Annotated in this window: 17 protein-coding genes and 1 riboswitch; of the genes, 13 read left to right on the top strand and 4 right to left on the bottom strand. The window is 73.5% G+C overall.

All coding sequences use genetic code 11. The features are described from left to right. Positions 1-49: 49 nt before the first annotated feature. Positions 50-1,549 carry a DUF2079 domain-containing protein gene (locus tag ACZ5NJ_RS33495; protein ID WP_468769976.1) on the bottom strand — a complete coding sequence of 500 codons (1,500 nt, stop codon included), beginning with the start codon at positions 1,547-1,549 and terminating at the stop codon, positions 50-52. A 267-nt stretch (positions 1,550-1,816) separates the two neighbouring features. Here ACZ5NJ_RS33495 and mfd point away from each other — a divergent pair, with 267 nt between their 5' ends. After that, positions 1,817-5,350, top strand: coding sequence for a transcription-repair coupling factor (gene mfd / locus ACZ5NJ_RS33490; protein ID WP_468769974.1), 3,534 nt, complete (start codon positions 1,817-1,819; stop codon positions 5,348-5,350). Between the two features lie 60 nt (positions 5,351-5,410). Here the strand turns inward: mfd and ACZ5NJ_RS33485 are convergent, their stop codons facing one another. Further along, the gene (locus tag ACZ5NJ_RS33485) at positions 5,411-6,106 is read right to left on the bottom strand and encodes a hypothetical protein (protein WP_468769973.1); all 696 of its coding nucleotides are present in this window, start codon (positions 6,104-6,106) and stop codon (positions 5,411-5,413) included. A 323-nt stretch (positions 6,107-6,429) separates the two neighbouring features. Between ACZ5NJ_RS33485 and ACZ5NJ_RS33480 the strand changes: the two genes are divergently transcribed. Together ACZ5NJ_RS33480 and ACZ5NJ_RS33475 are read left to right on the top strand one after the other, a co-directional pair. Continuing rightward, positions 6,430-7,101, top strand: coding sequence for a hypothetical protein (locus ACZ5NJ_RS33480; protein ID WP_468769971.1), 672 nt, complete (start codon positions 6,430-6,432; stop codon positions 7,099-7,101). After that, the gene (locus ACZ5NJ_RS33475) at positions 7,098-8,615 is read left to right on the top strand and encodes a protein kinase domain-containing protein (RefSeq protein WP_468769969.1); all 1,518 of its coding nucleotides are present in this window, start codon (positions 7,098-7,100) and stop codon (positions 8,613-8,615) included. The genes ACZ5NJ_RS33480 and ACZ5NJ_RS33475 overlap by 4 nt, the downstream gene beginning before the upstream one ends. A gap of 184 nt (positions 8,616-8,799) precedes the next feature. Here the strand turns inward: ACZ5NJ_RS33475 and ACZ5NJ_RS33470 are convergent, their stop codons facing one another. Next, positions 8,800-11,232: a YfhO family protein gene (locus tag ACZ5NJ_RS33470; protein WP_468769967.1), complete on the bottom strand. Its 2,433-nt coding sequence runs from the start codon at positions 11,230-11,232 to the stop codon at positions 8,800-8,802. A 195-nt stretch (positions 11,233-11,427) separates the two neighbouring features. Between ACZ5NJ_RS33470 and ACZ5NJ_RS33465 the strand changes: the two genes are divergently transcribed. The 3 genes from ACZ5NJ_RS33465 to ACZ5NJ_RS33455 all read left to right on the top strand — a co-directional run bounded on the left by ACZ5NJ_RS33465 (position 11,428) and on the right by ACZ5NJ_RS33455 (position 14,881). Further along, positions 11,428-13,071 (top strand): nuclease/transposase family protein, encoded by a 1,644-nt coding sequence (locus ACZ5NJ_RS33465; RefSeq protein WP_468769965.1) that lies wholly within the window; start codon positions 11,428-11,430, stop codon positions 13,069-13,071. Between the two features lie 126 nt (positions 13,072-13,197). After that, positions 13,198-13,824: a SurA N-terminal domain-containing protein gene (locus ACZ5NJ_RS33460; protein WP_468769963.1), complete on the top strand. Its 627-nt coding sequence runs from the start codon at positions 13,198-13,200 to the stop codon at positions 13,822-13,824. A gap of 28 nt (positions 13,825-13,852) precedes the next feature. Continuing rightward, entirely contained in the window at positions 13,853-14,881 is a 1,029-nt protein-coding gene (locus tag ACZ5NJ_RS33455) for a nucleoside triphosphate pyrophosphohydrolase (RefSeq protein ID WP_468769962.1), read from the top strand. A 179-nt stretch (positions 14,882-15,060) separates the two neighbouring features. On the opposite strand, the gene ACZ5NJ_RS33450 is transcribed toward ACZ5NJ_RS33455, so the two are convergent. Beyond that, positions 15,061-16,263, bottom strand: coding sequence for a globin domain-containing protein (locus ACZ5NJ_RS33450; RefSeq protein WP_468769961.1), 1,203 nt, complete (start codon positions 16,261-16,263; stop codon positions 15,061-15,063). A gap of 121 nt (positions 16,264-16,384) precedes the next feature. On the opposite strand from ACZ5NJ_RS33450, the gene ACZ5NJ_RS33445 reads away from it, so the two are divergent. The 7 genes from ACZ5NJ_RS33445 to ACZ5NJ_RS33415 all read left to right on the top strand — a co-directional run bounded on the left by ACZ5NJ_RS33445 (position 16,385) and on the right by ACZ5NJ_RS33415 (position 23,816). Further along, entirely contained in the window at positions 16,385-17,677 is a 1,293-nt protein-coding gene (locus ACZ5NJ_RS33445) for a cytochrome P450 family protein (protein ID WP_468769960.1), read from the top strand. 128 nt (positions 17,678-17,805) lie between these two features. Further along, on the top strand, positions 17,806-18,915 hold the full coding sequence (locus tag ACZ5NJ_RS33440) for a transglycosylase family protein (protein WP_468769958.1): 1,110 nt from the start codon (positions 17,806-17,808) through the stop codon (positions 18,913-18,915). A 274-nt stretch (positions 18,916-19,189) separates the two neighbouring features. Continuing rightward, positions 19,190-19,358, top strand: a riboswitch (cyclic di-AMP (ydaO/yuaA leader). A gap of 2 nt (positions 19,359-19,360) precedes the next feature. Next, entirely contained in the window at positions 19,361-20,104 is a 744-nt protein-coding gene (locus ACZ5NJ_RS33435) for a transglycosylase family protein (RefSeq protein ID WP_468769956.1), read from the top strand. Positions 20,105-20,373: 269 nt separating this feature from the next. Then, positions 20,374-21,660, top strand: a complete 1,287-nt coding sequence (gene eno / locus ACZ5NJ_RS33430; protein WP_468769954.1) for a phosphopyruvate hydratase — start codon at positions 20,374-20,376, stop codon at positions 21,658-21,660. 90 nt (positions 21,661-21,750) lie between these two features. After that, on the top strand, positions 21,751-22,239 hold the full coding sequence (locus ACZ5NJ_RS33425; protein WP_468769953.1) for an FtsB family cell division protein: 489 nt from the start codon (positions 21,751-21,753) through the stop codon (positions 22,237-22,239). Between the two features lie 93 nt (positions 22,240-22,332). Next, on the top strand, positions 22,333-22,878 hold the full coding sequence (locus ACZ5NJ_RS33420) for a DUF501 domain-containing protein (protein ID WP_468769952.1): 546 nt from the start codon (positions 22,333-22,335) through the stop codon (positions 22,876-22,878). Continuing rightward, positions 22,875-23,816 carry a Ppx/GppA phosphatase family protein gene (locus ACZ5NJ_RS33415; protein ID WP_468769951.1) on the top strand — a complete coding sequence of 314 codons (942 nt, stop codon included), beginning with the start codon at positions 22,875-22,877 and terminating at the stop codon, positions 23,814-23,816. The genes ACZ5NJ_RS33420 and ACZ5NJ_RS33415 overlap by 4 nt, the downstream gene beginning before the upstream one ends. Positions 23,817-23,828 lie beyond the last annotated feature (12 nt).

Below are 23,828 nucleotides of genomic sequence, written 5' to 3'. Positions count from 1 at the left end.
CTTCGGGCGGCCGCCCGGGCCGGCGGTCGGGGGTGTTCCGGTTCCGCCGTCACAGTCGGCGCTCCAGGAGGACCGTTCCCTCTGCGTCGCCCACCAGGGCGAACCGCGACCCCGGATGCAGCCGGCCCGCGTATACCAGCGGGTCCCCGGCCCAGCCGGAGGCGTTGTCGAAGACCAGGTACGCCGGGCGCACCCCCCGCGAGCCGCCGAGCCACAGCACCCGGCAGCGCGAGGTCAGCCGGGTCAGCGCGGGGTAGTCGGCCTCCACCGTCACCCCGTCGGGGATCCGCGCCAGCAGCCGCTCCACGGCGGCGGCCCGCGCGGGCTTCTCGTACGCGGCCCGCTCCCCGAGCCGGGCCAGCGGCAGGCCGGTCGCGCTCAGCGCGAGCCCCGCGGCGAGCAGGGCGCCGGGCAGCTGGTGGGCGTACGAGCGCACCCACGGCCGGGGACCGCGCCGGACGCGGTCCAGGGCGTCGGCCAGCGCCAGCGCGACGACCGGCATCAGGACGGCGCTGTAGTGCCAGTCGGTGGACCAGAAGTGCGGGTCGGACGAGGTGAAGCGCCAGCCCAGCGTCGGCACGGCCACCCACAGCAGCGGGGAGCGCAGCGCGAGCAGCCCGGTGGTGGGCACCAGCACCCAGACCAGGGTGGTGAGCTTGGTGCCGAGGCCGTGCAGGGCGTCGGCGGGGCCGCCGGCCTTCTGCCAGTAGGTGTAGCCGTCGGCGGCGAAGGCCGGGATCACCACCGTGAACACGAGTGCGGCCGCCGCCGCCCCGGCCACCGCCACGCCGAGGGCCAGCCGCGCCGCCCGCCGGTCGGTGCGCCGGGCCCGCCAGGCGACGACGAGCGCCAGCGCGGCCAGGGTGAGCCCCTGGTCCTCCTTGACCAGCAGCAGCGGCAGCCCCCAGACCAGCGCCGCCCGCCAGCGGCGGGCCAGCAGGGCCTCCAGGGCGAAGGCGATCAGCGGGACCGCGAAGCAGATCTCGTGGAAGTCGAACTCGACGGCCCGCTGGATCCCCCAGGACAGCCCGTACACCGCCCCGAGCGCGAGCCCCCGCGCCGACCCGAGGAGCCGGGCGGAGGCCCGGGTGACGGGCAGGGCCGACAGCGCGAACAGCGCCGCCTGCACCACCAGGAGGGTGACCGGGCCCGGGAAGATCCGGTAGAGCGGGGCGATCAGGGCGATGACGGGGCTGAAGTGGTCGCCGAGGACGTTGGCGCCCGGCCCCTTCAGGTCCACGACGGGCGCCTGGAGGTGGGCGTAGGCGCGGACGGCCTGCTCGAAGATCCCCAGGTCGTAGGAGCCGTCCTCCATCCGCATGTGGCGGGTCACGGAGAGGGTGGCGTACGCGGCGAACAGCGCGGCGGTCAGCGCGTACGGCGCCCGGGCCCGGGCCCACGCGGCGGCCCGGGCCCGCCGGTCGGCGCGCGCCTCGACGGCGGCGGGTGCGGTGGGCTCCGCCGCCGGCGCGGGGGCGGGCGCGGCGGGCGCGGCCGGCGCCGTGCGGGGCGCGGTCGTGCCGTCGGGCGGGCTTCCGGATATGGACATCCGGACAGATTGTCATCCTGGTTCGGAAGCGTGGATTCCGCCCCGGTCGCGGGCGCGCTCCGGGCGTGCCCGGGCGGGGCCTCGGGTGTGCTGGCGGCGGGGTCCGGGGTGTGCCCGGCTCGGGGCGCACGGCATGCCCGGATCGGGGCCCGTATCCCGCGCGCGGCCGGCACCCCCGCGGCATAGGGTGGGAACCCCCGGCCCGTTCACGTGTCGGGTGCTTCGCGTTGCCCCGCCCGCCCCTCCACCGGATGGAAAGCCGCCTTCATGAGCCTCACCGGACTGCTCGACGCCGTCACCCGGGACCCCGCCCTGGCCGAGGCGGTCACCGCGGCCGGGGACGGCAACCGCATGCACGTGGACCTGGTCGGCCCGCCCGCCGCCCGCCCCTTCGCGATCGCCGCGCTGGCCCGCCGCACCGGGCGGACCGTCCTCGCCGTGACCGCCACCGGCCGGGAGGCGGAGGACCTCGCCGCCGCGCTGCGTTCCCTGCTTCCGCCCGACGAGGTGGTGGACTACCCGTCCTGGGAGACCCTGCCCCACGAGCGCCTCAGCCCGCGCAGCGACACCGTCGGCCGCCGCATCGCCGTCCTGCGCCGCCTCGCCCACCCCCGCGCGGACGACCCGGCCTCCGGCCCCGTCTCGGTGGTCGTCGCCCCGATCCGCTCCGTGCTCCAGCCGCAGGTCAAGGGGCTGGGCGACCTGGTCCCGGTGAGCCTGCGGCACGGCGAGAGCACCGACCTCGGCGCGGTCACCGAGGCCCTGGCGGCGGCCGCGTACGCGCGCGTCGAGCTGGTGGAGAAGCGCGGGGAGTTCGCCGTGCGCGGCGGCATCCTCGACGTGTTCCCGCCCACCGAGGAGCACCCGCTGCGCGTGGAGTTCTGGGGCGACGAGGTCGAGGAGATCCGCTACTTCAAGGTCGCCGACCAGCGTTCCCTGGAGATCGCCGAGCACGGCCTGTGGGCCCCGCCCTGCCGCGAGCTGCTGCTGACCGACCAGGTGCGCGAGCGCGCGGCGGCCCTCGCCGAGGCCCACCCCGAGCTGGGCGAACTCCTGGGCAAGATCGCCGAGGGGATCGCCGTCGAGGGCATGGAGTCCCTCGCCCCGGTCCTGGTCGACGACATGGAGCTGCTCCTCGACGTCCTGCCGGCCGGCTCCATGGCCGTGGTCTGCGACCCCGAGCGGGTCCGCACCCGGGCCGCCGACCTGGTGGCGACCAGCCAGGAGTTCCTGATGGCCTCCTGGGCGGCCACCGCCGGCGGCGGCCAGGCCCCCATCGACGTCGGCGCGGCCTCGCTGCGCGGCATCGCCGACGTCCGCGAGCACGCCCGCGAGCTCGGCATGATGTGGTGGTCGGTCTCCCCCTTCGCCGCCGACGACCCGGCGCTGGGCTCCGACACCCTCAAGCTCGGCATGCACGCCCCCGAGGCCTACCGCGGCGACACCGCCCGCGCCCTCGCCGACACCAAGGGCTGGATCGCCGACGGCTGGCACACCGTCTACCTCACCGAGGGCCACGGACCGGCCGCCCGTACCGTCGAGGTCCTCGGCGGCGAGGGCATCGCCGCCCGCCTGGAGGCGGACCTGCGGGCCCTGGAGCCGTCGCTCGTGCACGTCTCCTGCGGCTCCATCGACACCGGGTTCGTCGACCCGGCGCTGAAGCTGGCCGTCCTCACCGAGACCGACCTCACCGGCCAGCGCACCGCCACCAAGGACCTCGGCCGGATGCCCACCCGCCGCCGCAAGTCCATCGACCCCCTCACCCTGGAGGTCGGCGACTACATCGTCCACGAGCAGCACGGCGTGGGCCGCTACATCGAGATGGTGCAGCGCACCGTCCAGGGCGCCACCCGCGAGTACCTCCTCGTCGAGTACGCGCCCGCCAAGCGCGGCCAGCCCGGCGACCGGCTCTACATTCCCACCGACCAGCTGGAGCAGGTCACCAAGTACGTCGGCGGCGAGGCCCCGACCCTGCACCGGCTCGGCGGCGCCGACTGGACGAAGACCAAGGCGCGGGCGAAGAAGGCCGTCAAGGAGATCGCCGCCGACCTGATCAAGCTGTACAGCGCGCGCATGGCGGCCCCCGGCCACACCTTCGGCCCGGACACCCCCTGGCAGCGCGAGCTGGAGGACGCCTTCCCGTACGCGGAGACCCCCGACCAGCTCACCACCATCGCCGAGGTCAAGGAGGACATGGAGAAGTCCGTCCCCATGGACCGCCTGATCTGCGGCGACGTCGGCTACGGCAAGACGGAGATCGCGGTGCGGGCCGCGTTCAAGGCGGTCCAGGACGGCAAGCAGGTCGCCGTCCTCGTCCCCACCACCCTCCTCGTCCAGCAGCACTTCGGGACCTTCTCCGAGCGCTACAGCCAGTTCCCCGTCAACGTGAAGGCGCTCTCGCGCTTCCAGTCCGACTCCGAGTCCAAGGCCACCCTGGAGGGCCTCAAGGAGGGCTCGGTCGACGTGGTCATCGGCACCCACCGCCTGTTCTCGCAGGAGACCAAGTTCAAGGACCTGGGCCTGGTCATCGTCGACGAGGAGCAGCGGTTCGGCGTCGAGCACAAGGAGCAGCTGAAGAAGCTCCGCGCCAACGTCGACGTCCTCACCATGTCCGCCACGCCCATCCCCCGCACCCTGGAGATGGCCGTCACCGGCATCCGCGAGATGTCCACCATCACCACCCCGCCGGAGGAGCGCCACCCGGTCCTCACCTTCGTCGGCCCGTACGAGGAGAAGCAGATCGGCGCGGCCATCCGGCGCGAGCTGCTGCGCGAGGGCCAGTGCTTCTACATCCACAACCGGGTCGAGTCCATCGACCGGGCGGCCGCGAAGCTGCGCGAGATCGTCCCCGAGGCGCGGATCGCGACGGCCCACGGCCAGATGTCCGAACAGGCCCTGGAACAGGTCGTGGTCGACTTCTGGGAGAAGAAGTTCGACGTCCTCGTCTCCACGACGATCGTCGAGTCCGGCATCGACATCTCCAACGCCAACACCCTGATCGTGGAGCGCGGCGACAACTTCGGCCTCTCCCAGCTGCACCAGCTGCGCGGCCGCGTCGGCCGGGGCCGCGAGCGCGGGTACGCGTACTTCCTCTACCCGCCGGAGAAGCCGCTGACGGAGACCGCGCACGAGCGCCTGGCCACCATCGCCCAGCACACCGAGATGGGCGCGGGCATGTACGTGGCGATGAAGGACCTGGAGATCCGCGGCGCCGGCAACCTGCTCGGCGGCGAGCAGTCCGGCCACATCGCGGGCGTCGGCTTCGACCTGTACATCCGCATGGTCGGCGAGGCCGTCGCCGACTACCGGGCCGCGGTCGAGGGCGGGGTGGAGGAGGAGCCGCCGCTGGAGGTCAAGATCGAGCTGCCGGTCGACGCGCACGTCCCGCACGACTACGCGCCGGGCGAGCGGCTGCGCCTCCAGGCCTACCGGGCGATCGCCTCGGCCACCTCGGAGGCCGACATCAAGGCGGTCCGCGAGGAACTCACCGACCGCTACGGCAAGCTGCCCGAGCCGGTGGAGAACCTGCTGCTGGTGGCGGGCCTGCGGATGCTGGCCCGGGCCTGCGGGGTCGGCGACATCACCCTCCAGGGCCCCAACATCCGCTTCGGACCGGTGGAACTGCGCGAATCGCAGGAGCTGCGCCTCAAGCGCCTCTACCCCGGCACGGTCCTCAAGCCGGCCACCAGCCAGGTCCTGGTCCCCCGCCCCAAGACGGCCCGCGTCGGCGGCAAGCCGCTGGTCGGCCGCGAACTCCTGGCCTGGACGGGCGAATTCCTGACCACCGTCCTCGGCTCGTAACCCCCCGCCCCACAGACCCCGCCCCCCCGGGCCGCCCGCTCATCCGCGGCCCGGGGGCCGTCAGTCGGTGCGGGTCAGGTTCTTGTATTCGACGGTCCTCCAGGTCGGGCCGCTCTCCCAGTGGGCGAGGAGGTACGGCTTGCCGTCCAGGCAGACGTGGTCGGTGATCTCGGTGCCGTCGGGGCCCTTCGACAGGAGTACGAGGACCGGTCTGGCGTTCAGGTAGGTGTCCCGGCCCCGGTGCAGGCCGGTGCGGTCCGCCGGGAAGGTGCTGGCGGGGGAGCCGTCCTTGCACAGGGCCAGGAGGTGGGCGACCGAGGGGTCGCCCGGCCTCAGGTCGATCCAGCCGTCCTCCGTGTCGGGGGACTTGGCGGGCTGGTCCCTGAACTGGTCCTGGAGGAACTCGTAGTCGCCCCGCAGGGATACCTTGGCCTCGTTCACGAGGATCTCCCCCGCCCCGTGCCGGTTGACCTTGACCTCTCCGTAGCAGCTGCCGTCGCCCTCGAAGGTCAGCTTCGCCGTGATCTCGCGCGCGCCGATCCGGCGCGAGATGACCGCCGTCTTGGAGTCCGCCCGCTCCGTCTCCTCGTACGCGGCACGCAGGACGGCGGCCGGGTCGCCCGTGAGCGGGGTCTGCGCCGGGGCGGAGGACGAGGGCGTCGGCGCCGCGTCGGTGGAGTCCGGGCCGCAGGCGGTGGCCGCGGCGGTCAGCAGGACCGCGCAGGTGAGCGCGGCCGTGGTCGTGGTTCTGGGCATGCGGGTGCGCATGTCGGGTCCCCCCCTGGGATCGATCAGGAGATCAGAGGGTAGCCGCAGGGGGCAGGAGGGCGGTGGAGTGCGTGGGAGCAGGCGCCCTCGGCGGCGAGGCCGACGGGACGCCCCGGGGGAGCGGCTCGTACAGGGCCTGTACGACGGGCTGTCGGACGTCGCCGTGACCCCGGGCGGGCCGGCGCCGGGCCGCCCCCGGGCCGCCCGTGCTGCGACCCTGCAACGGTTGCGCGCATACCCTCACGGACGGCCGGAAACGCTGTATACGCTTCCAGCCGTCACCCTTTCCGCACGGCCCGTCAGGAGCAGCGATGCACGGCCCCGGCATCCCGCCGCAGCAAGGCCCCCACGGCCACCGCCCCGTGTCCGGGGCGGCGATGACGCTGCGCGTGCTGTTCACGGCGCTGCCCCTCCTCACCTGCGGTTTCTTCGCCTGGGGCTCCCTGCTGCGGATCGCCCTGCTCACCCGCAGAAGCCGCGACTGGGTGCTGCTGGTCCTCGGCGGGGTGCTGTCCGTCGTCTGGATCACCTTCATCGAGCTCGACCCGACGGCCGAGACCAACGGCTGGCAGGGCAACCTCGGCGCCGGTGGCTCGATCTTCACGGGCTTCGCCGTCTGCGTGTACTACCTCGTCGCCGACATCAAGCACCACGAAGCGCGGGCCGCCCTGCCCCAGGCCGTGGGAGCCGCGCCCTGGTACCCGGCGCAGCAGCCCCCGTACGCCCAGCCGCAGTCGCAGCAGCCGGCGCACCTGCCGCAGCCCCCGCAGCAGACCCGGCCCTCCTACGGCTACCCGCCCGTCCCGCCGCAGCAGACCCCGGCCCCCGGCCGGCCCCCGCGCATCGGACAGGTCCGCGCCGAACTCGACGAGCTCAGCGAACTCCTGCGCAAGCAGCCCCCGCACACCCCGCCCGCGCCCCCGCGGCCCGGCGGCCCCTACCAGGACCCGAACAGCACGGCGATCCAGGACCCGCAGCAGTGACCGCGAGCGAACGGCTCGTCGGCGAGCGCTACCAGCTCGCCACCATCCTCGGCCAGGGCGGCATGGGCCAGGTGTGGACCGCCTACGACCGGCGCCTGGACCGCCGCGTCGCCGTCAAACTGCTGCGCCCCGACAAGGTGGCCGGCCCCGGCACCGTCGCCGAGGAGCTGCGCCGCCGCTTCGTGCGCGAATGCCGGGTCACGGCACAGGTCGACCACCCGGGCCTGGTCACGGTGCACGACGCGGGCAGCGACGGCGACGAGCTCTACCTCGTCATGGGCTACGTCGAGGGCTCCGACCTCGCCGACCACCTCGCCGAGCACGACCCCTACCCCTGGCCGTGGGCGGTCGCGGTGGTGGCGCAGCTGTGCGCGGTGCTGTCCGCCGTGCACGCCGTACCGATCGTCCACCGGGACCTCAAGCCCCGCAATGTGATGATCCGTCCGGACGGGACCGTCCTCGTCCTGGACCTCGGCGTCGCCTCCGTGATGGACACCGACACCACCCGCCTCACCAGCACCGGCTCGCCCATCGGCAGCCCCGCCTACATGGCCCCCGAACAGGCCATGGGCGGCGCGGTCGGCCCGTACACCGACCTGTACGCCCTCGGCGTGCTGCTGTACGAACTCCTCAGCGGTACCGTCCCCTTCGCCGGAACCACCGCCCTCGGCGTCCTGCACCGGCACCTGTACGAGCCCCCGGCCCCCGTCCGCGGCCGGCGCCCGGAGATCCCGCAGGAGCTGGAGGCGGTCCTCATGCGCCTCCTCGCCAAGGACCCGCAGGACCGGCCCGGCAGCGCGCAGGAGGTCTACGAGGCCCTCGCGCCGCTGCTCCCGGCCCCCGGCAGCCGCCCCGTGGCCGGCCCGCTCGACCCGACCCGGCCCTTCCTGCGCCCCCAGGCCCCCTGGCCGGACCGGCCGGCCGCCGTCGTCCCGCCGATGCCGGCCACGGCGCCGGCCCCGCCCCGCCCGGACATCCCCGGCGCCGTGGACGAGGCCCGCAAACTGCTGGACCAGGGGCGGCTCACCCAGGCCGTGGACATCCTCGGCGGCATCCTCCCGGCGGCCGCCGCCGAGCACGGCGCACACTCCCCGGTGGTGCGCAGCCTGCGCAAGCAGTACGCCGCCACGCTGATGGACGACGGCCAGTACCGCCGCGCCCTGCCCGAACTGCGCCGCCTCGCCGACGAATTCCCGGCCGGGGACCCGCAGGCGCTGCGCTTCCGCTACGACGCCGCGCAGTGCCTGGAGCAGCTCGGCGAACCGGCCGCGGCCCTCGCCGAGTACCGGTCGCTGCTGCCGCTGTTCGAGAACCACTACGCCAACCCGGACCCGGGCCTGCCGCTGGAGGTCCGCCGCCGGATAGCGCACCTGCTGCTCTCCCTCGGCGACCGCGCGGCCGCCCACGACACCCTGGTCCGGCTCCTGTACGACGCGGACCGGGTGCACGGCCCGGCGCACCCCCTCCCGGTGGAGATCCGCCGGACCCTCCAGTGGCTGGGCCAGGTCCGCTGACCCGGCCGGTCCGCCGGGCCGCCGGCCGCCGGGCCCGCTGACCCCGCCGGGTCCGCTTGCCTCGCCGACCCGCCGACCCGCCGACCCGCCGACCCGCCGACCCGCCGACCCGCCGACCCGCCGACCCGCCGACCCGCCGACCCGCCGACCCGCCGACCCGCCGGCCCCGCCCGCCGCCGGGCCGTCAGGTGGTGCGCCGGGTGCGGCGCCGCCCCGGTACCGGCAGGTACTCCGGCCGCCGCCGGTGCACCGCCAGCGCGGCCACCAGCAGGGCCGACAGCCCCGCCACCGCCGCGCCCGCCGCCAGCCCCGGCGGGGTGAACCCGCAGCGCAGGGTGGTCGTGCGCCCGTCCAGCGGTACCGCCAGCAGCCCCAGGCGGGACCCGGCCGGACGGCCCGCGCAGCTCCAGCCCGCGACGGCCGGGACGGCGACGACCGCGGTGCCGGTGCTGCCGGGCGGCAGCGTGGCGGTCAGGTCCGAGTCCCCGACCCGGACCGAGGTGGCGGCCGCACCCCGCAGGGCGGACACCGCCGCGGTCAGCTTCGCCCGGTCCAGGCAGGACAGCGCCCACACGGCGGGGGCCGGACGGTCGAAGACCAGCTTCGAGGCGGGCCCGTGCGAACGCCCCAGCGGCTGGAGCGCCGCCCGGTTCTTCGGCGGGTTGCCGTTCAGCTTGAACGGCCGGCCGTCCGCGAGCCGCGCTGTCGCGTTGTACTCGGGCGCCCACAGGAAGGCGTCCGTCCCCGACCGGCAGACCTGCGGCGCGACCGGATCCTCGTACACCTTCGCCCCCAGCAGCAGCTCCTGGTTGGCGAACGGCGACGCGCCGAACTCCGGCGGCGGCCCCGCCGGGCGCACCGTGACCAGCGGCAGGGCATCGCCGCGGGCGATCCTCCCGTCCGGCTTCAGCCGCGCGCCGACCGAGAACAGCGCGTCCGTCACCGGGTTGTCCAGGCTCTGCACGCTGCGCCCGCGCGAGGTCCAGCCCGCGCCCAGCGCCGCCATCGTGCGGGTGAACACGTCCGGGGTGTGGCTGCTGTAGTAGGAGCCGCCCTCACCGCCCAGCAGCAGCGGGTCGTTGCCCGTCAGCGCGGGCCGGCCCGCGTCCGTGCGGTACGCCGGCCAGCCGTCGGCCCGGGTCAGGGCCCGCTCGCGGGAGGTGTCGGCCCGGCCCCAGGAGGGGTAGTCGTCCAGCCCGGCCAGCTTGCCCTTGTGCCCGTACGCCGTCGTCGCGGAGGCCTGCGCCACCAGCGCCACCGCCAGCACGGCCGCCGCCGGCAGCAGCAGCCGCCGGTGGCGCAGCGCCCACCAGGCGCCCGCGCTCAGCGCCAGCCCCCCGCAGAACAGGGCATACCCCCAGCCCGTGGCCAGCGCGCTGCCCGCCGCCCAGGCGGCGGCCGCCGCCAGCACCACGGCCCCGGCCGCCAGCGCCCGCACCCCGGGCGGCCCGGCCGCGAGCCCCGTCCAGGCGGCGATCACCACGATCCCGGCCAGCACGAAGGTCTGCCGGTACGGGCTGCCGTTCGGCGTCGCGAAGACGTGCCAGACCAGATGCGTCGGTCCCCACTGCAGGGACAGCAGCACGGCCGCCACCAGCCCCGCCCACCACAGCCGGGTGCGCGGCGGCAGCGCCCGGTGGAACGGCAGCGCCGCCACCAGCAGCAGGGTCCCCGTACCGATGAACAGGGCCGGGGAGTTGAAGGAGTACGTGGCCGGCAGCAGCCGGGCGAACAGATCCGACCAGGGCGCCGGGGAGAACTGCTTGGACCAGCCCGGATAGGCCTGCCGCGAACTCAGGAACAGCGGCAGCAGCAGCGGCGCCGTCAGGGCCGTGCCGAGCACGGTCGTCAGCGCCGCCCGCCCCACCACCCGCAGCCGCTCGCGCGCCCCCTCCCGGGTCAGCACCACCCGCACCACCAGCACCAGCGCCGCGCCCAGGGTGGCCATGTAGGCGGTGTAGAAGTTCGCCGTCCAGCAGACGGCCACCACCAGCACCCCCAGCAGCGGCCGCCGCGCCCGCAGCGCCCATTCGCCGGTCAGGCACAGCAGGGGGAAGGCGATCAGCCCGTCCAGCCACATCGGGTTGTACGAGGCCTCGATCACCGACCAGCCGCACAGCGCGTACGAGGCCCCCAGCAGCCCGGCCGCCCACCACGGCCCGGGCCGCTGGGTGCGCAGCAGCCAGGCCATCGCGGCCGCCGCGACCGTCATCTTCAGGACGGTGACCGCGTACACGGCGAGGTCGATGTCGTGCCGCGGGAACAGCGCGACCAGCGGGGCGAAGGGACTCGTCAGGTAGGTGCCCAGATCCGGCAGGAAGCTCGTCCCGTACCCGGACTGCCAGTTGAACAGCAGCCCACCCCGAGCCCGCCCGTGCAGCAGGTCCCACAGGTGCGCGTGGAAGGGCACGAACTGGTTGCCGAGGTCGTTGACGCTGCGGTGGCGGGGCCCGTACGGGAAGACCCGCGCGACGGCGTCCCCGGCACACACGGCCACCGCCGTGACCAGGGCGGCGAACGCCGAGCCGAACAGACCGGCACGGCGCCCGGAACGGCGGACGGGGGCCGGAGCGGGGCGCTCCGGAGCGGGATGCGGAGCGAGCTGCGATGTCGACATGGTGGTCCGACCTTCGCAGGAACGCCGAACTCCGCGGTAGCCGGGGGGTGAACTGGAGGTCGGCGGAAGGGGTATGGGCGAGTTCCGCCACGCATGGCCGGAGAGGACGTGCGAGGAGAGTTCCTCGGTCGAACGGATGACCTCCGCATGGGGAGCTCGTTGGGGAGGAGGGGTTTCGATGCGAGGGGTGACGGGATGGTGGGTGGGGTGCGCCGGTTGGCGGCGCCGTTCCTCGTGCCCGGCCCGTCGGGGGTGTCGGTACGGACCAGGCTGAAAGGCTTGGAGGCCGGGGACGAGCAGGTACTGGCGCGGGCCGGCGCGCACCTGGGCTCGCTGGCTTCGCGTGACCTCGCCATCCGTTCCCGCGATGGTCTGCGGCATTCCGCGCGGAGCTGGGCGGCCCGCAAACGGGAGCTGACCGCCGCGTCGTCATCGCGGTGGGCGGGCAGCGTCACGAAGGCCACGCATGATCAGTGGGCGCTGGCCCGGCGGGGGCAGACGGCATACATACAGAACCTGCAGGCCGGGATCCGGACCGTCCGCGACCGCCTGGCGCTGCCCGTCGGAACGAAAGGCGCCGGCGGGTCTCCGGGCGGCTACCGGTCGCAGCGGGAGTGGCACGCGAAATCGCGGCGCCTGCGCGTGCTGGACGACCGGCTCGCCTCCGTGGTGGCCGACCACGAGGCAGGCCGGGTGCGGGTGGTGCGGGGTGGCAGGGCCCTCCTCAACACCAGGCACCACCTGGTCGCCGCGCGGCTCGCGGAGGACGAGTGGCGGCGGCGGTGGGAGGCCGAGCGCTGGTTCCTCCAGGCCGACGGCGAGACGGGCAAGAGGTACGGGAACGAGACGATCCGTGTCACCTCGGACGGCGAAGTGAGTATCAGGCTCCCCGGCCCGCTCGCGGATCTGGCGAACAGCCCGCACGGCAGGTACGTCCTGGCCGGCAGGGTCGCGTTCGCGCACCGGGGAGCGGAGTGGGCGGACCGCGTCGCAGCCGACCTGGCAGTGGCCTACCGCATCCACTACGACACGGCCCGCTCCCGCTGGTACCTGACCGCCTCCTGGCAGTATCCGCCCGCCAAGGCCGTCCCGATCGTGACCGCCCTCGCACACGGGGTGGTCGGAGTGGACACCAACGCCGACCACCTCGCCGCCTGGCGGCTCGACCGTCACGGGAACCCCGTGGGCGCTCCCCGCCGCTTCGCCTACGACCTCTCCGGAACCGCCGGCCACCGCGATGCCCAGGTGCGTCACGCCCTCTCCCGTCTGTTGCACTGGGCGCGGTCCCGCGGCGTCAAGGCCATCGCGGTCGAGGATCTGGACTTCGCCGGTGAGAAGACCCGTGAGAAATACGGTCGGAAGCGTCGTTTCCGGCAGTTGATCTCCGGTTTGCCCACCAGCCGGCTGAGGAACCGTCTGGTCTCCATGGCCGACCGGAGCGGCATCGCGGTCATCGCCGTCGATCCGGCCTTCACCAGCAAGTGGGGTAACCGGCACTGGCGAAAGCCTCTGACATCGAAAAACCGCAAACCCACCCGGCACGATGCCGCGAGCATCGCGGTCGGGCGGCGCGCCCAGGGCCATGCGATCCGGCGGCGGACGCCACCGCCCCCTGTTCACCGGAGTGATGAGCAGGGGCATCGGAGTGTTCAGGCCGGACCGGACACCCCTGGGCGTGAGGGACCCCGCCCCCGCCTCACCGGACCGCGCACACGATGCGCCGGGCCCGGGAGCGGAGCGAAAGCGGGGGACCAGCGTGCCCAGCACCGTTCGGGGCACACGGCCGAGCCGCGGTCCTGGCAACAGGAGCGATTACAGCCCGGTCCGCAGGAATGGTGAACTCGCACCTTCAACACCCCCGGAATCGTTGGTCGAACCGGTGGCTCGGGCCACTCTGACTGCATACCATCGATCACCGCACGGCCTTGTGCACCGACGCACAATCCCCCGGCCCTGGAGGCTCCTTTGCACCGTCGCACAGCGCTCTCCGTATCCGTCGCCCTGCTCGCGGCGGCCCCCCTGCTGGCCGCCTGTTCGGGCGGGACCCGTCCCGGTACCGCGGCCGTCGTCGGCGGCGAGCGCATCACCACTTCCGCGCTCCAGGCGCAGGTCAACGACGTGCGCACCGCACAGAACCGCTCCGAGCAGGGGGCGCGGCTGATCGGGGCCACCGCCGGACTGGAGCGGCTCAAGCTCAACAAGATGATCCAGACCGCGGTGCTGGAGCAGGCGGCGGACGACGCCGGGCTGAGCGTGAGCACCAAGGAGGTCGAGGACGTCCGCAAGGCGCAGCTCCAGCAGGTCGGCGGGGAGAAGGCGCTGGCCGCGGCGGCGCTGGAGCAGGCGCAGCTGGCCCCGGACCAGATCGACGCCGACACCCGCTTCAAGCTGCTGCGCGACAAGCTCTTCGCGCACTACGGCAACCAGGACAAGGCCCTGGTCAAGCTCGGGGAGGCGGCGAAGGCCCTCCACATCGAGGTGAACCCGCGCTACGGCCGCTGGGACGAGAAGCAGATCCTGCTCGGCGACCAGCAGACCCCGTGGATCACCCAGAAGACGATGCCCGAGCAGGCGGCACCCGCCGGAGCCTGACGGTCGTGGGCGGAGGTAGGTTCGGAGGGTGACCGACCACACCGCCGAACCCGCCCCCGTGACCGCCGACGCCTCCGCCGAGGACGCCGGTCGGATCGTCCTGCTGACCGTCAGCCACCGGGTCGCGCCCGGGCTGCTGTCCTGGCCGGCCTGGCAGGCCCTGCGCGCGGCGGACCGGGTGCTGTGCGCGGACCCGGGCCACCCGCAGCTGCCGTACCTGCGCGAAGCCGGGGTGGAGGTGGCGCACGAGGCCGCCGACGCGCACGCCCTCGTCGATGCCTGCGCCGGCGGCCGCACCATCGTGGTCATCCCGTCCGGGGAGGGCGACCAGCGGCTGACCGACGGTCTGGCCCGGCTCGCCGGCTCGGGCCGGGTGGCCATGCCGGACCTGGAGCTGCTGCCGGGGTCGTACGACCTGCCGGGCGCGCGGCTGCTCGATCTGGTGCAGGTGATGGACCGGGTGCGCCGCGAGTGCCCGTGGACCTCCCGCCAGACGCACGAGGGGCTGGTGAAGTACGCCATCGAGGAGGCGTACGAGCTGGTCGAGGCGATCGAGGACGGCGACCGGGACGCGCTGCGCGAGGAGCTCGGCGACGTGCTGCTCCAGGTGGTCTTCCACGCGCGGATCGCCGAGGAGGGCGTGGCGGGGGAGGAAGGCGAGGAGGCGGAGGCCTTCTCCGTCGACGACGTCGCCGGCGACCTGGTCGACAAGCTGATCCGCCGCCATCCCCATGTCTTCGGGGACGCCACGGCCGAGTCCCCGGAGGACGTCAGCGCCCACTGGCAGGCGACCAAGGCGGTCGAGAAGCGGCGGGAGTCGGTCACCGACGGGATCCCGCTGGGCCAGCCCGGGCTGGCGCTCGCGGCGAAGCTCGCGGGCCGGGCCCGTGCGGGCGGGGTTCCCGTGGAGCTGCCGCGGGGTGAGGGCATCGGGTACGAGCTGCTGGCGCTCGCGGCGCGCGCGGAGGCGGCGGGGACCGACCCGGAGACGGCGCTGCGGGCGGCGGCCCGGGTCTACCGGGACGCGATCCGGGCGGCGGAGGGCGTCGGGGAGTAGCCCGGCGGTTCAGAAGCTCCGCACGGTGGGCGGCTAATGCTTCCCTCCGCCCTCAAAGCATTAGCCGCGCCGTGTGGGCCGGGCGTCCGCGCCCCATGCCGTCTGCCGGCGGGGGGCAGGAGTCGCGCGGGGTGCGGCTGGTCGCCTGCCGGCACATGCCTCCGGGCGGCGCAGAGGCATTAGCCGCGCGGCGCGCGGTCCGCCGGGTTGTGCCAGTGCGGGGCCGGGCGGTGCAGGAACCACTCGCCGAAGCCCAGCGGCCGGCCGCCGCGAGCGGCGCTCGGGACCGGGACGGCGTCGTGGAAGAGCCGGTCGGGCCGGGCCCCGAGCTCCTCCAGCAGGAGGGCGGTCTCCTCCATGAACACCGGCGGCCCGCTCAGGTAGACGTCCTGCTCCGGCCACAGGGCCCGGTTGCCGAGCGCGGTCGCCAGCCGGGCGGTGGCCTGGTCGCGGTGCTGGCCGGGGGCGGGGGTGATGTAGGTGACGCCGAGCCAGCGGAAGGCGGCGGCGTACGCGTCGATCCACGGGCGGTCGTAGAGGTGCGCGGCGTCGCGGGCGGCCAGGAAGAGCCGTACGTCCTGATCGGGAGGGTGGTCCGCGAGCTCCTCCAGCATCGCGCGGACGGGGGCCCAGCCGGTGCCGGCGGCGATGAAGGTGACGGGCCGGTCCGCGCGGCGCAGCGTCAGCCGCCCGCCGGGGGCGCCGAGCCGCAGCGCCTCGCCGAGCTGGACCTCGCGGACCAGGGCGGTGCTGAGCCGGCCGCCCTCGATCCGGCTGACGTGCAGGTCGACGGTGTGGTCGGGGCGGGGTGCGTTGGCGAGGGAGTACGTGCGCCAGGTCGTCGGCACCCGTTCGCTGCTCACGCTGACGTACTGGCCGGGCCGGTACGGGAGCGGGGCGTGCGGTGCCAGGGTGAGGACGCCGATGTCCTCGCCGTACTGGAGGTGGCGCACGACCTCGGCGTCCCACCAGGGCGGGTCCTGGCTCGCGGCGGCGCCGGCCCCCATCGCGTCGGCCATCACCTGGTAGGCCTCGCACCAGGCCTTCTCCACGTCCGGGGTCCAGGCGTCACCGGAGGTCGCGGCGAGGGCGGCGAGCAGGCTGGCGCCGACGGCGGCGTAGTGCTCGGGGCCGGCCAGGTACTTGCGGTGGTCGCGGCCGAGGTCCTGGAGATAGGGGAGGAGGGAGTCGTCCTCCAGATGGGAGACGACATGGGTGAGTGCGGCGAAGAGCCGGTCGCGCTGGCGTTCCATGTCCTCGGGGGAGGAGGGGAACAGCCGGCGGAGCCCGGGGTTGTGCCAGAAGAGGTGGGAGTAGAAGAACTTGACCGCGTGCTCGGCCCGTCTCTCCACCACCGCGAAACTGCTCTTCAAGATCCTCACGTCCACAGGACCGAAGTAGGAATGTCCGACAAGCCGCCGTCAAGTGAAGGCGGATCTGCGGACAGCCGCGACGAAGCAGGCATAAGGGATGTCCGGTAGTGGCCCGGGATACCGTCGACGGGTGCACGAGCAGACCCCCGACACCCCGTCCGCCCCTTCCGTCCCCGAGGCACCGGCCCTCTTCGGCTGGGAGTTCGCCACCGACCCCTACCCCGCCTACGCCTGGCTGCGCGAGCACTCCCCGGTGCACCGCGCCACGCTGCCCAGCGGCGTCGAGGCCTGGCTGGTGACCCGCTACGCCGATGCCCGCCAGGCCCTCGCCGACCAGCGGCTGAGCAAGAACCCGGCGCACCACGCGGAACCGGCGCACGCCAAGGGCAAGACCGGGATCCCCGGGGAGCGCAAGGCGGAGCTGATGACCCACCTGCTCAACATCGACCCGCCGGACCACACCCGGTTGCGCCGGCTGGTGTCGAAGGCCTTCACCCCGCGGCGCGTCGCGGAGTTCACCCCGCGGGTGCAGGAGCTCACCGACCACCTCATCGACGCCATCGTGGAAAAGGCGGGGGCCGAGCGGAAGGGGGAGACGGACCTCATCCACGAGTTCGCGTTCCCCCTCCCCATCTACGCCATCTGCGAGATGCTCGGTGTACCGCGCGAGGACCAGGACGACTTCCGCGACTGGGCCGGGATGATGATCCGGCACGGCGGCGGTCCGCGCGGCGGGGTCGCCCGGTCGGTGAAGCGGATGCGCACCTATCTCGGGGAACTGATCCACCGCAAGCGGGACGATCTGGGCGATGACCTCATCTCCGACCTGATCCGGGCGAGTGACCACGGCGACCACCTGACGGAGGCCGAGGCCACGGCGATGGCCTTCATCCTGCTGTTCGCCGGCTTCGAGACGACCGTGAACCTCATCGGCAACGGCCTCCACTCCCTCTTCATGAACCCCGCTCAGCGCGCCCTCCTCCAGGACTCCCTCGCCGCGGGCGAGACCGGCCTGCTGGAGACCGGTATCGAGGAGCTGCTGCGCTACGACGGCCCGGTGGAGCTGGCCACCTGGCGGTTCGCCACCCGGCCGCTGACCCTCGGCGGGCAGGACATCGCCGCCGGCGACCCGGTGCTCGTCGTCCTCGCGGCGGCCGACCGCGACCCCGCGCGCTTCGCGGACCCCGACGCCCTCGACCTCTCCCGGAGTGACAATCAGCACCTCGGATACGGCCACGGGATCCACTATTGCCTCGGCGCCCCGCTGGCCCGCCTGGAGGGCCAGACGGCGCTCGCGACTTTGCTGAAGCGTCTGCCGGATCTGGAACTTGCCGTTCCCCCCACGGACCTGCGCTGGCGCGGCGGACTCATCATGCGGGGCCTGCGCACCCTCCCCGTCCGCTTCACAGTCCCGAACGCCTGAGGCGGGTGCGAAGCCCGGCGGGGGCGGCGGAACTGACCGGAATTCAGTACTCGGCCGAACTTGTGACATCCGTTCGAAGGCGGCTAGGTTCTGCCGTTACCCCGCCGTTATACGAAAGGTGCAGGCTCATGCTTCCCGGGAACGGCCGCCACAGACGACCCCGTCAGGTCCCCGCCATCGTCGTCACCGCCGGAGTCACCGGCTCAGCGCTGGCCCTGCCGCTGCTCGCCGCCACGGGCGCGAGCGCGGCCGACACCACGACGTGGGACAAGGTCGCCGACTGCGAGAGCGGCGGCACGTGGAGCGCCAACTCCGGCAGCGGAGCCTACGGCGGCCTGCAGTTCACCCTGGAGCAGTGGAAGAGCGCGGGCGGACTGGAGTACGCCGAGCGCCCCGACCTCGCGAGCCGCTCGCAGCAGATAGCGGTGGCCGAGCGGGTGCTGGAGTCCCAGGGCCCCGAGGCGTGGCCGCTGTGCTCGGCGTCGGCCGGGCTGTCGAAGAACGGGCCGAAGCCGGACGTGGACACGGGAACCTCCAAGACCCCCGGGCCGGTCGGCGCCACCCCGGTCCGGCCGGACTTCTCGGTGCCCGCCACGGGCAAGGGCGGTGCCTCCACGGACTTCGGGGCGCCCACCCCGGCACCCGGCGCCCCGGCTGCGGGCGTCCTGCCCGACTTCCCGCTGGGAGCCTCCAGCGGACTGCCCGTCATGCCAGAGCCGGACTACTCCGTGCCCACCACCCCGACCACCGGCCCCACCTCCCCGACCACCGACCCGACGAACCCGGGCAACCAGAACAACTCGAACAACCAGGGCAACCAGAGCAACCAGGGCAACCCGAACGGCCAGGGCAACCAGGGCAACCAGGGCAACCAGGGCAACTCCAACAACCAGGGCAACCCGGCCAATCCGGCCACGGCCACCCCCACCGCCCCGGTCGACCCGACGGCCCCGGCCACCCCGGGCGCCACGCCCTCCCCGTCGCCCACCGCGGCCGCCGACGGTGGCGGCAAGCACCGCGGCCCCGCCGCGATCGAGGTGCCCGCGGCCCCTGGCACGGCGTCAGCGGCCGCCGAGCCCACGTACACCGTGAAGCCGGGCGACAACCTGGCGGCCATCGCGGACGCCAACGGCCTCAAGGGCGGCTGGAGCGCCCTCTACAAGGCCAACGAGCAGGTCATCGGGACGGACGCGGACCTCATCAAGCCCGGTCAGAACCTGGATCTAACCAAGAAATAGGGGTAGTTCGGGCAGCCATTACGGGCTGAATGTCCGTTATCGGCAAGTGAGACATGCATCTCTTCCGGACAACTGGCGTGTCTCGTTCCGGAACTTCCGCAAACCCCGCCCCGACCTGCGCAAACGCGCTTCCGAGGAACGCAAGTAGGCCGGTTTCTCCCCAAAATCACACGTTGAACATCGGGGAGAGACCTGCCTACCTTCTGAGTCGCCCGCCACCGCGGGCTCCTTCGACCGCATCGCCGAATCCTGCCGGCGGCCGGAGGGAACAGTCGTCGCGCAAGCGCCGTTGGCAGGAGCGGGGGAACCAAGGTAGTTGCCGGGAAAGGCCGTTGAGAGACGGCCCGCGTACCGGCTAGGGGTGAAGACGCGCAACTGCGCGGCCGGGCAACTCATCCGCCCGAACCCGACAGCTCACCTCGAAGGCGTCGGTGAGGAGAACTCCATGCTGCTTTCCGGCAAGGGCAAGCACCGCCGCGGCTCCAAGGCCGTCCGTATCGTCACGCTCGCCGGTGTCGCCGGTGTGGCCGTCGCCGCCCCGCTGATGGCGGCCGGCTCCGCCAGCGCCGCGACCGTCTCGGAGTGGGACAAGGTCGCCTCGTGCGAGTCCGGCGGCAACTGGTCCATCAACACCGGCAACGGTTACTACGGCGGCCTCCAGTTCTCCGCGTCCACGTGGGCCGCGTACGGCGGCAAGGCGTACGCCTCCCAGGCCAACCAGGCCAGCAAGTCGCAGCAGATAGCCATCGCCGAGAAGGTCCTCAAGGGCCAGGGCAAGGGCGCCTGGCCGTCCTGCGGCGTCGGCCTGTCCAACTCCGCCTACAACGGCGGCGGCTCGACCACCACCCCGGCCAAGCCGAAGCCGGAGACCAAGCCGGCCCCGGCCAAGCCCGCCCCGGCGAAGCCTTCCGCCCCGAAGGCCGACACCGACACCGAGACCAAGAGCACCGGCTCCGGCTCCGGCAACTGGACCCCGTCCAAGCCGGCCCCGTCGAAGCCGTCCGCCCCGAAGACCGAGACCCCGGCGACCGGCAACGGCTCGTACACGGTCGCGGAGGGCGACACCCTCGGCACCATCGCCCAGGCCAACGGCGTCAAGGGCGGCTGGGAGAAGCTGTTCGACCTGAACAAGGACGTCGTCAAGGACGCCGACCTGATCTTCCCGGGCCAGAAGCTGAAGCTCAGCTGAATTCCCGCGTAACACCCCAGCGGCATCCCGCCGCTGCCCGTGGCACCGACGCCCGGCGCGCAGCCCCTTGCGCGCCGGGCGTCGCCATGTCCGGGGTCGGCCCCCGATATTCCAGGGCTCTATGTCCTGGAAGGCGGGTATTCGGCCCCTTTTTCGTCCCAGGACCCGGGCGGCGGCTGGCCGACCGCCCGGAGCCGGTTAGGCTCTAGTCGGCGAGGCCGTCCCAGGCCCCACGCCACCGCACACCCAGCGTCACATCCCAGAAGGAGATGCTCGTGCCGTCCATCGACGTCGTCGTAGCCCGGGAAATCCTGGACTCCCGAGGCAACCCCACGGTCGAGGTCGAGGTGGGCCTCGACGACGGCAGCACCGGCCGTGCTGCAGTTCCGTCCGGCGCCTCCACCGGAGCGTTCGAAGCCGTTGAGCTCCGCGACGGCGACCCCAACCGCTACCTGGGCAAGGGCGTCGAGAAGGCCGTCCTGGCCGTCATCGAGCAGCTCGGCCCGGAGCTCGTCGGCTACGACGCCACCGAGCAGCGCCTGATCGACCAGGCGATGATCGACCTGGACGCCACCGAGAACAAGGGCTCCCTCGGCGCCAACGCCATCCTCGGCGTCTCCCTCGCCGTCGCGCACGCCGCGTCCGAGGCCTCCGACCTCCCGCTCTTCCGCTACCTCGGCGGCCCGAACGCGCACCTGCTGCCCGTTCCGATGATGAACATCCTCAACGGCGGTTCGCACGCGGACTCCAACGTCGACATCCAGGAGTTCATGATCGCGCCGATCGGCGCGGAGTCCTTCTCCGAGGCCCTGCGCTGGGGTGCCGAGGTCTACCACACCCTCAAGAAGGTCCTCCACACCAAGGGCCTGTCCACCGGCCTGGGCGACGAGGGCGGCTTCGCCCCGAACCTGGAGTCCAACCGCGCCGCGCTCGACCTCATCATCGAGGCCATCAAGCAGGCCGGCTACACCCCGGGCAAGGACATCGCGCTCGCGCTCGACGTCGCCGCGTCCGAGTTCTACAAGGACGGCAAGTACGAGTTCGAGGGCCAGTCCCGCTCGGCCGCCGAGATGACCGAGTACTACGAGGAGCTCGTCTCCGCGTACCCGCTGGTCTCCATCGAGGACCCGCTGTTCGAGGACGACTGGGCCGGCTGGAAGACCGTCACCGACCGCCTGGGCTCCAAGGTCCAGATCGTCGGCGACGACCTCTTCGTCACCAACCCGGAGCGCCTGGCCCGCGGTATCGAGGAGGGCTCCGCGAACGCCCTGCTCGTCAAGGTGAACCAGATCGGTTCGCTGACCGAGACCCTCGACGCCGTCGAGATGGCCCAGCGCAACGGCTTCAAGTGCATGATGTCCCACCGCTCCGGCGAGACCGAGGACGTCACCATCGCCGACCTCGCCGTCGCCGTGAACTGCGGTCAGATCAAGACCGGCGCCCCGGCCCGCTCGGACCGCGTCGCCAAGTACAACCAGCTGCTGCGCATCGAGGAGATCCTCGACGACGCCGCGGTGTACGCCGGGCGCAGCGCCTTCCCGCGCTTCAAGGGCTGAGTCCTCGCCTAGCCTCCCTACGTCCCCGCACTCGGTCCCGTACCGTGTGCGGGGACGTATTGCGTAGCGCGCACCAGGGGAGGCGGACCAATGGCCGGGAACCGGGATCGGTTCTCCACCTTCTCCACGGCGACCAGGCTCCGGCAGCTCGGCGAGCGGACCGCGGCCCACGTCTACCGCTCGCAGTCCCGCCGGCAGGTGCGCCGCAGCCGGCTCACCGGCCGGGCGGCGCTGCTGGTGCTCGTCCTCTGTACGCTGGTCGTCGCCCTCGCGTACCCGATGCGCCAGTACGTGTCCCAGCGCTCGGAGATCGCGGACCAGCAGCGGGCCGCCGCCACCGCGCGCAAGCGCCTGGAGCAGCTCCGCGACGAGAAGGCGCGCTGGCAGGACCCCGCCTACGCGGAGCAGCAGGCGCGCAGACACCTGCACTTCCTGCGCCCGGGGGAGATCGGCTACATCATGACCGACCCCGGGGCCGCGGCAGCGGAGCACCGCCGGAGCGGCCAGGGCGGATCCGACCGCCCCTGGTACTCCAACGTCTGGGACGGGGTCGACAAGGCCGACCGCCCCGGCGACTGAACCACCGCGACCGCGCCACCGCGACCGCGCCGCGCGACCGCACCACCCGACACGACCGTCACCCACGACCGAACGAAGAGACTTCCTCCAGGCATGCAGACGCCCCCGCCCCAGACCGACCGGACCGAGCCGACCGCCGCCGACATCGAGGCGTTCGAGCAGCAGCTCGGGCGCCCGCCGCGCGGGCTGCGCGCCATCGCGCACCGCTGCCCCTGCGGCCAGCCGGACGTCGTCGAGACCGCCCCGCGCCTCCCCGACGGCACCCCCTTCCCGACGCTGTACTACCTCACCTGCCCGCGCGCGGCCTCCGCGATCGGCACGCTGGAGGCCAACGGCGTGATGAAGGAGATGCAGGCCCGCCTCGCCGAGGACCCGGAGCTCGCCGCCGCCTACCAGAAGGCGCACGAGGACTACATCCGGCGGCGCGACGCCATCGAGGTGCTCCAGGGCTTCCCGAGCGCCGGCGGCATGCCGGACCGGGTGAAGTGCCTGCACGTGCTGGTCGGCCACTCCCTCGCCGCCGGCCCCGGGGTGAACCCGTTCGGCGACGAGGCCCTGGCGATGCTGCCGGAGTGGTGGGCCAAGGGCGCCTGCGTCACCCCGTGCGGCGAGAAGGCGAAGGAAGAGGAGTCCGCATGACCCGGGTCGCCGGCATCGACTGCGGTACGAACTCCATCCGCCTCCTCGTCGCCGACTGCGACCCGGCCACCGGCGAGCTCGTCGAGCTCGACCGCCGGATGACCATCGTCCGGCTCGGCCAGGGCGTGGACAAGACCGGCCGGCTGGCCCCGGAGGCGCTGGAGCGCACCTTCGCGGCCTGCCGCGAGTACGCCGCCGTGATCAAGGAGCTGGGCGCCGAGCGGGTCCGCTTCGTGGCCACCTCGGCCTCGCGCGACGCCGAGAACCGTGAGGACTTCGTCCGGGGCGTGCTGGACATCCTGGGCGTGGAGCCCGAGGTGATCTCCGGCGATCAGGAGGCCGAGTTCTCCTTCACCGGCGCCACCAAGGAGCTCACCGGCTCCACGGCCCTGGAGCGGCCCTTCCTGGTGGTGGACATCGGCGGCGGCTCGACCGAGTTCGTCGTCGGCGAGGAGCACGTGCGTGCCGCCCGCTCGGTCGACGTGGGCTGCGTGCGGATGACCGAGCGGCACCTGGTGGTGGACGGCGAGGTCACCGACCCGCCGACCGCCGGGCAGATCGCCGCCATGCGCGCCGACATCGAGGCGGCGCTGGACCTGGCCGCCGAGACGGTCCCGCTGGGCGAGGCCCGCACCCTGGTGGGCCTGGCGGGGTCGGTGACCACGGTCGCCGCGATCGCCCTGGACCTGCCGGAGTACCGGTCCGAGCGGATCCACCACTCCCGGATCTCCTACGAGCAGGTCCGCGAGATCAGCGGGCGCATGCTGACGGCCACCCACGCCGAGCGCTCGGCGATCCCGGTGATGCACCCGGGGCGGGTCGACGTGATCGGCGCCGGGGCCCTCGTGCTGCTCGCGATCATGGAGCGCGTCGGCGCCGCCGAGGTCGTGGTCTCCGAGCACGACATCCTGGACGGCATCGCCTGGTCCGTGGCCTGAGCGGTCCGCCCT

Source organism: Streptomyces sp. NPDC032091, from assembly GCF_055580265.1.
The sequence above is the reverse complement of the archived record's forward strand: the minus strand, read 5'-3'. Positions and strand labels throughout refer to the sequence as shown.

Excerpts from the sequence above, each read along its gene's own strand:
- ACZ5NJ_RS33495 (WP_468769976.1), bottom strand. The coding sequence starts at position 1,549 with ATGTCCATATCCGGAAGCCCGCCCGACGGCACGACCGCGCCCCGCACG.
- mfd (WP_468769974.1), top strand. The coding sequence starts at position 1,817 with ATGAGCCTCACCGGACTGCTCGACGCCGTCACCCGGGACCCCGCCCTG.
- ACZ5NJ_RS33485 (WP_468769973.1), bottom strand. The coding sequence starts at position 6,106 with ATGCCCAGAACCACGACCACGGCCGCGCTCACCTGCGCGGTCCTGCTG.
- ACZ5NJ_RS33480 (WP_468769971.1), top strand. The coding sequence starts at position 6,430 with ATGCACGGCCCCGGCATCCCGCCGCAGCAAGGCCCCCACGGCCACCGC.
- ACZ5NJ_RS33470 (WP_468769967.1), bottom strand. The coding sequence starts at position 11,232 with ATGTCGACATCGCAGCTCGCTCCGCATCCCGCTCCGGAGCGCCCCGCT.
- ACZ5NJ_RS33465 (WP_468769965.1), top strand. The coding sequence starts at position 11,428 with ATGGTGGGTGGGGTGCGCCGGTTGGCGGCGCCGTTCCTCGTGCCCGGC.
- ACZ5NJ_RS33440 (WP_468769958.1), top strand. The coding sequence starts at position 17,806 with ATGCTTCCCGGGAACGGCCGCCACAGACGACCCCGTCAGGTCCCCGCC.
- ACZ5NJ_RS33435 (WP_468769956.1), top strand. The coding sequence starts at position 19,361 with ATGCTGCTTTCCGGCAAGGGCAAGCACCGCCGCGGCTCCAAGGCCGTC.
- eno (WP_468769954.1), top strand. The coding sequence starts at position 20,374 with ATGCTCGTGCCGTCCATCGACGTCGTCGTAGCCCGGGAAATCCTGGAC.
- ACZ5NJ_RS33425 (WP_468769953.1), top strand. The coding sequence starts at position 21,751 with ATGGCCGGGAACCGGGATCGGTTCTCCACCTTCTCCACGGCGACCAGG.
- ACZ5NJ_RS33420 (WP_468769952.1), top strand. The coding sequence starts at position 22,333 with ATGCAGACGCCCCCGCCCCAGACCGACCGGACCGAGCCGACCGCCGCC.
- ACZ5NJ_RS33415 (WP_468769951.1), top strand. The coding sequence starts at position 22,875 with ATGACCCGGGTCGCCGGCATCGACTGCGGTACGAACTCCATCCGCCTC.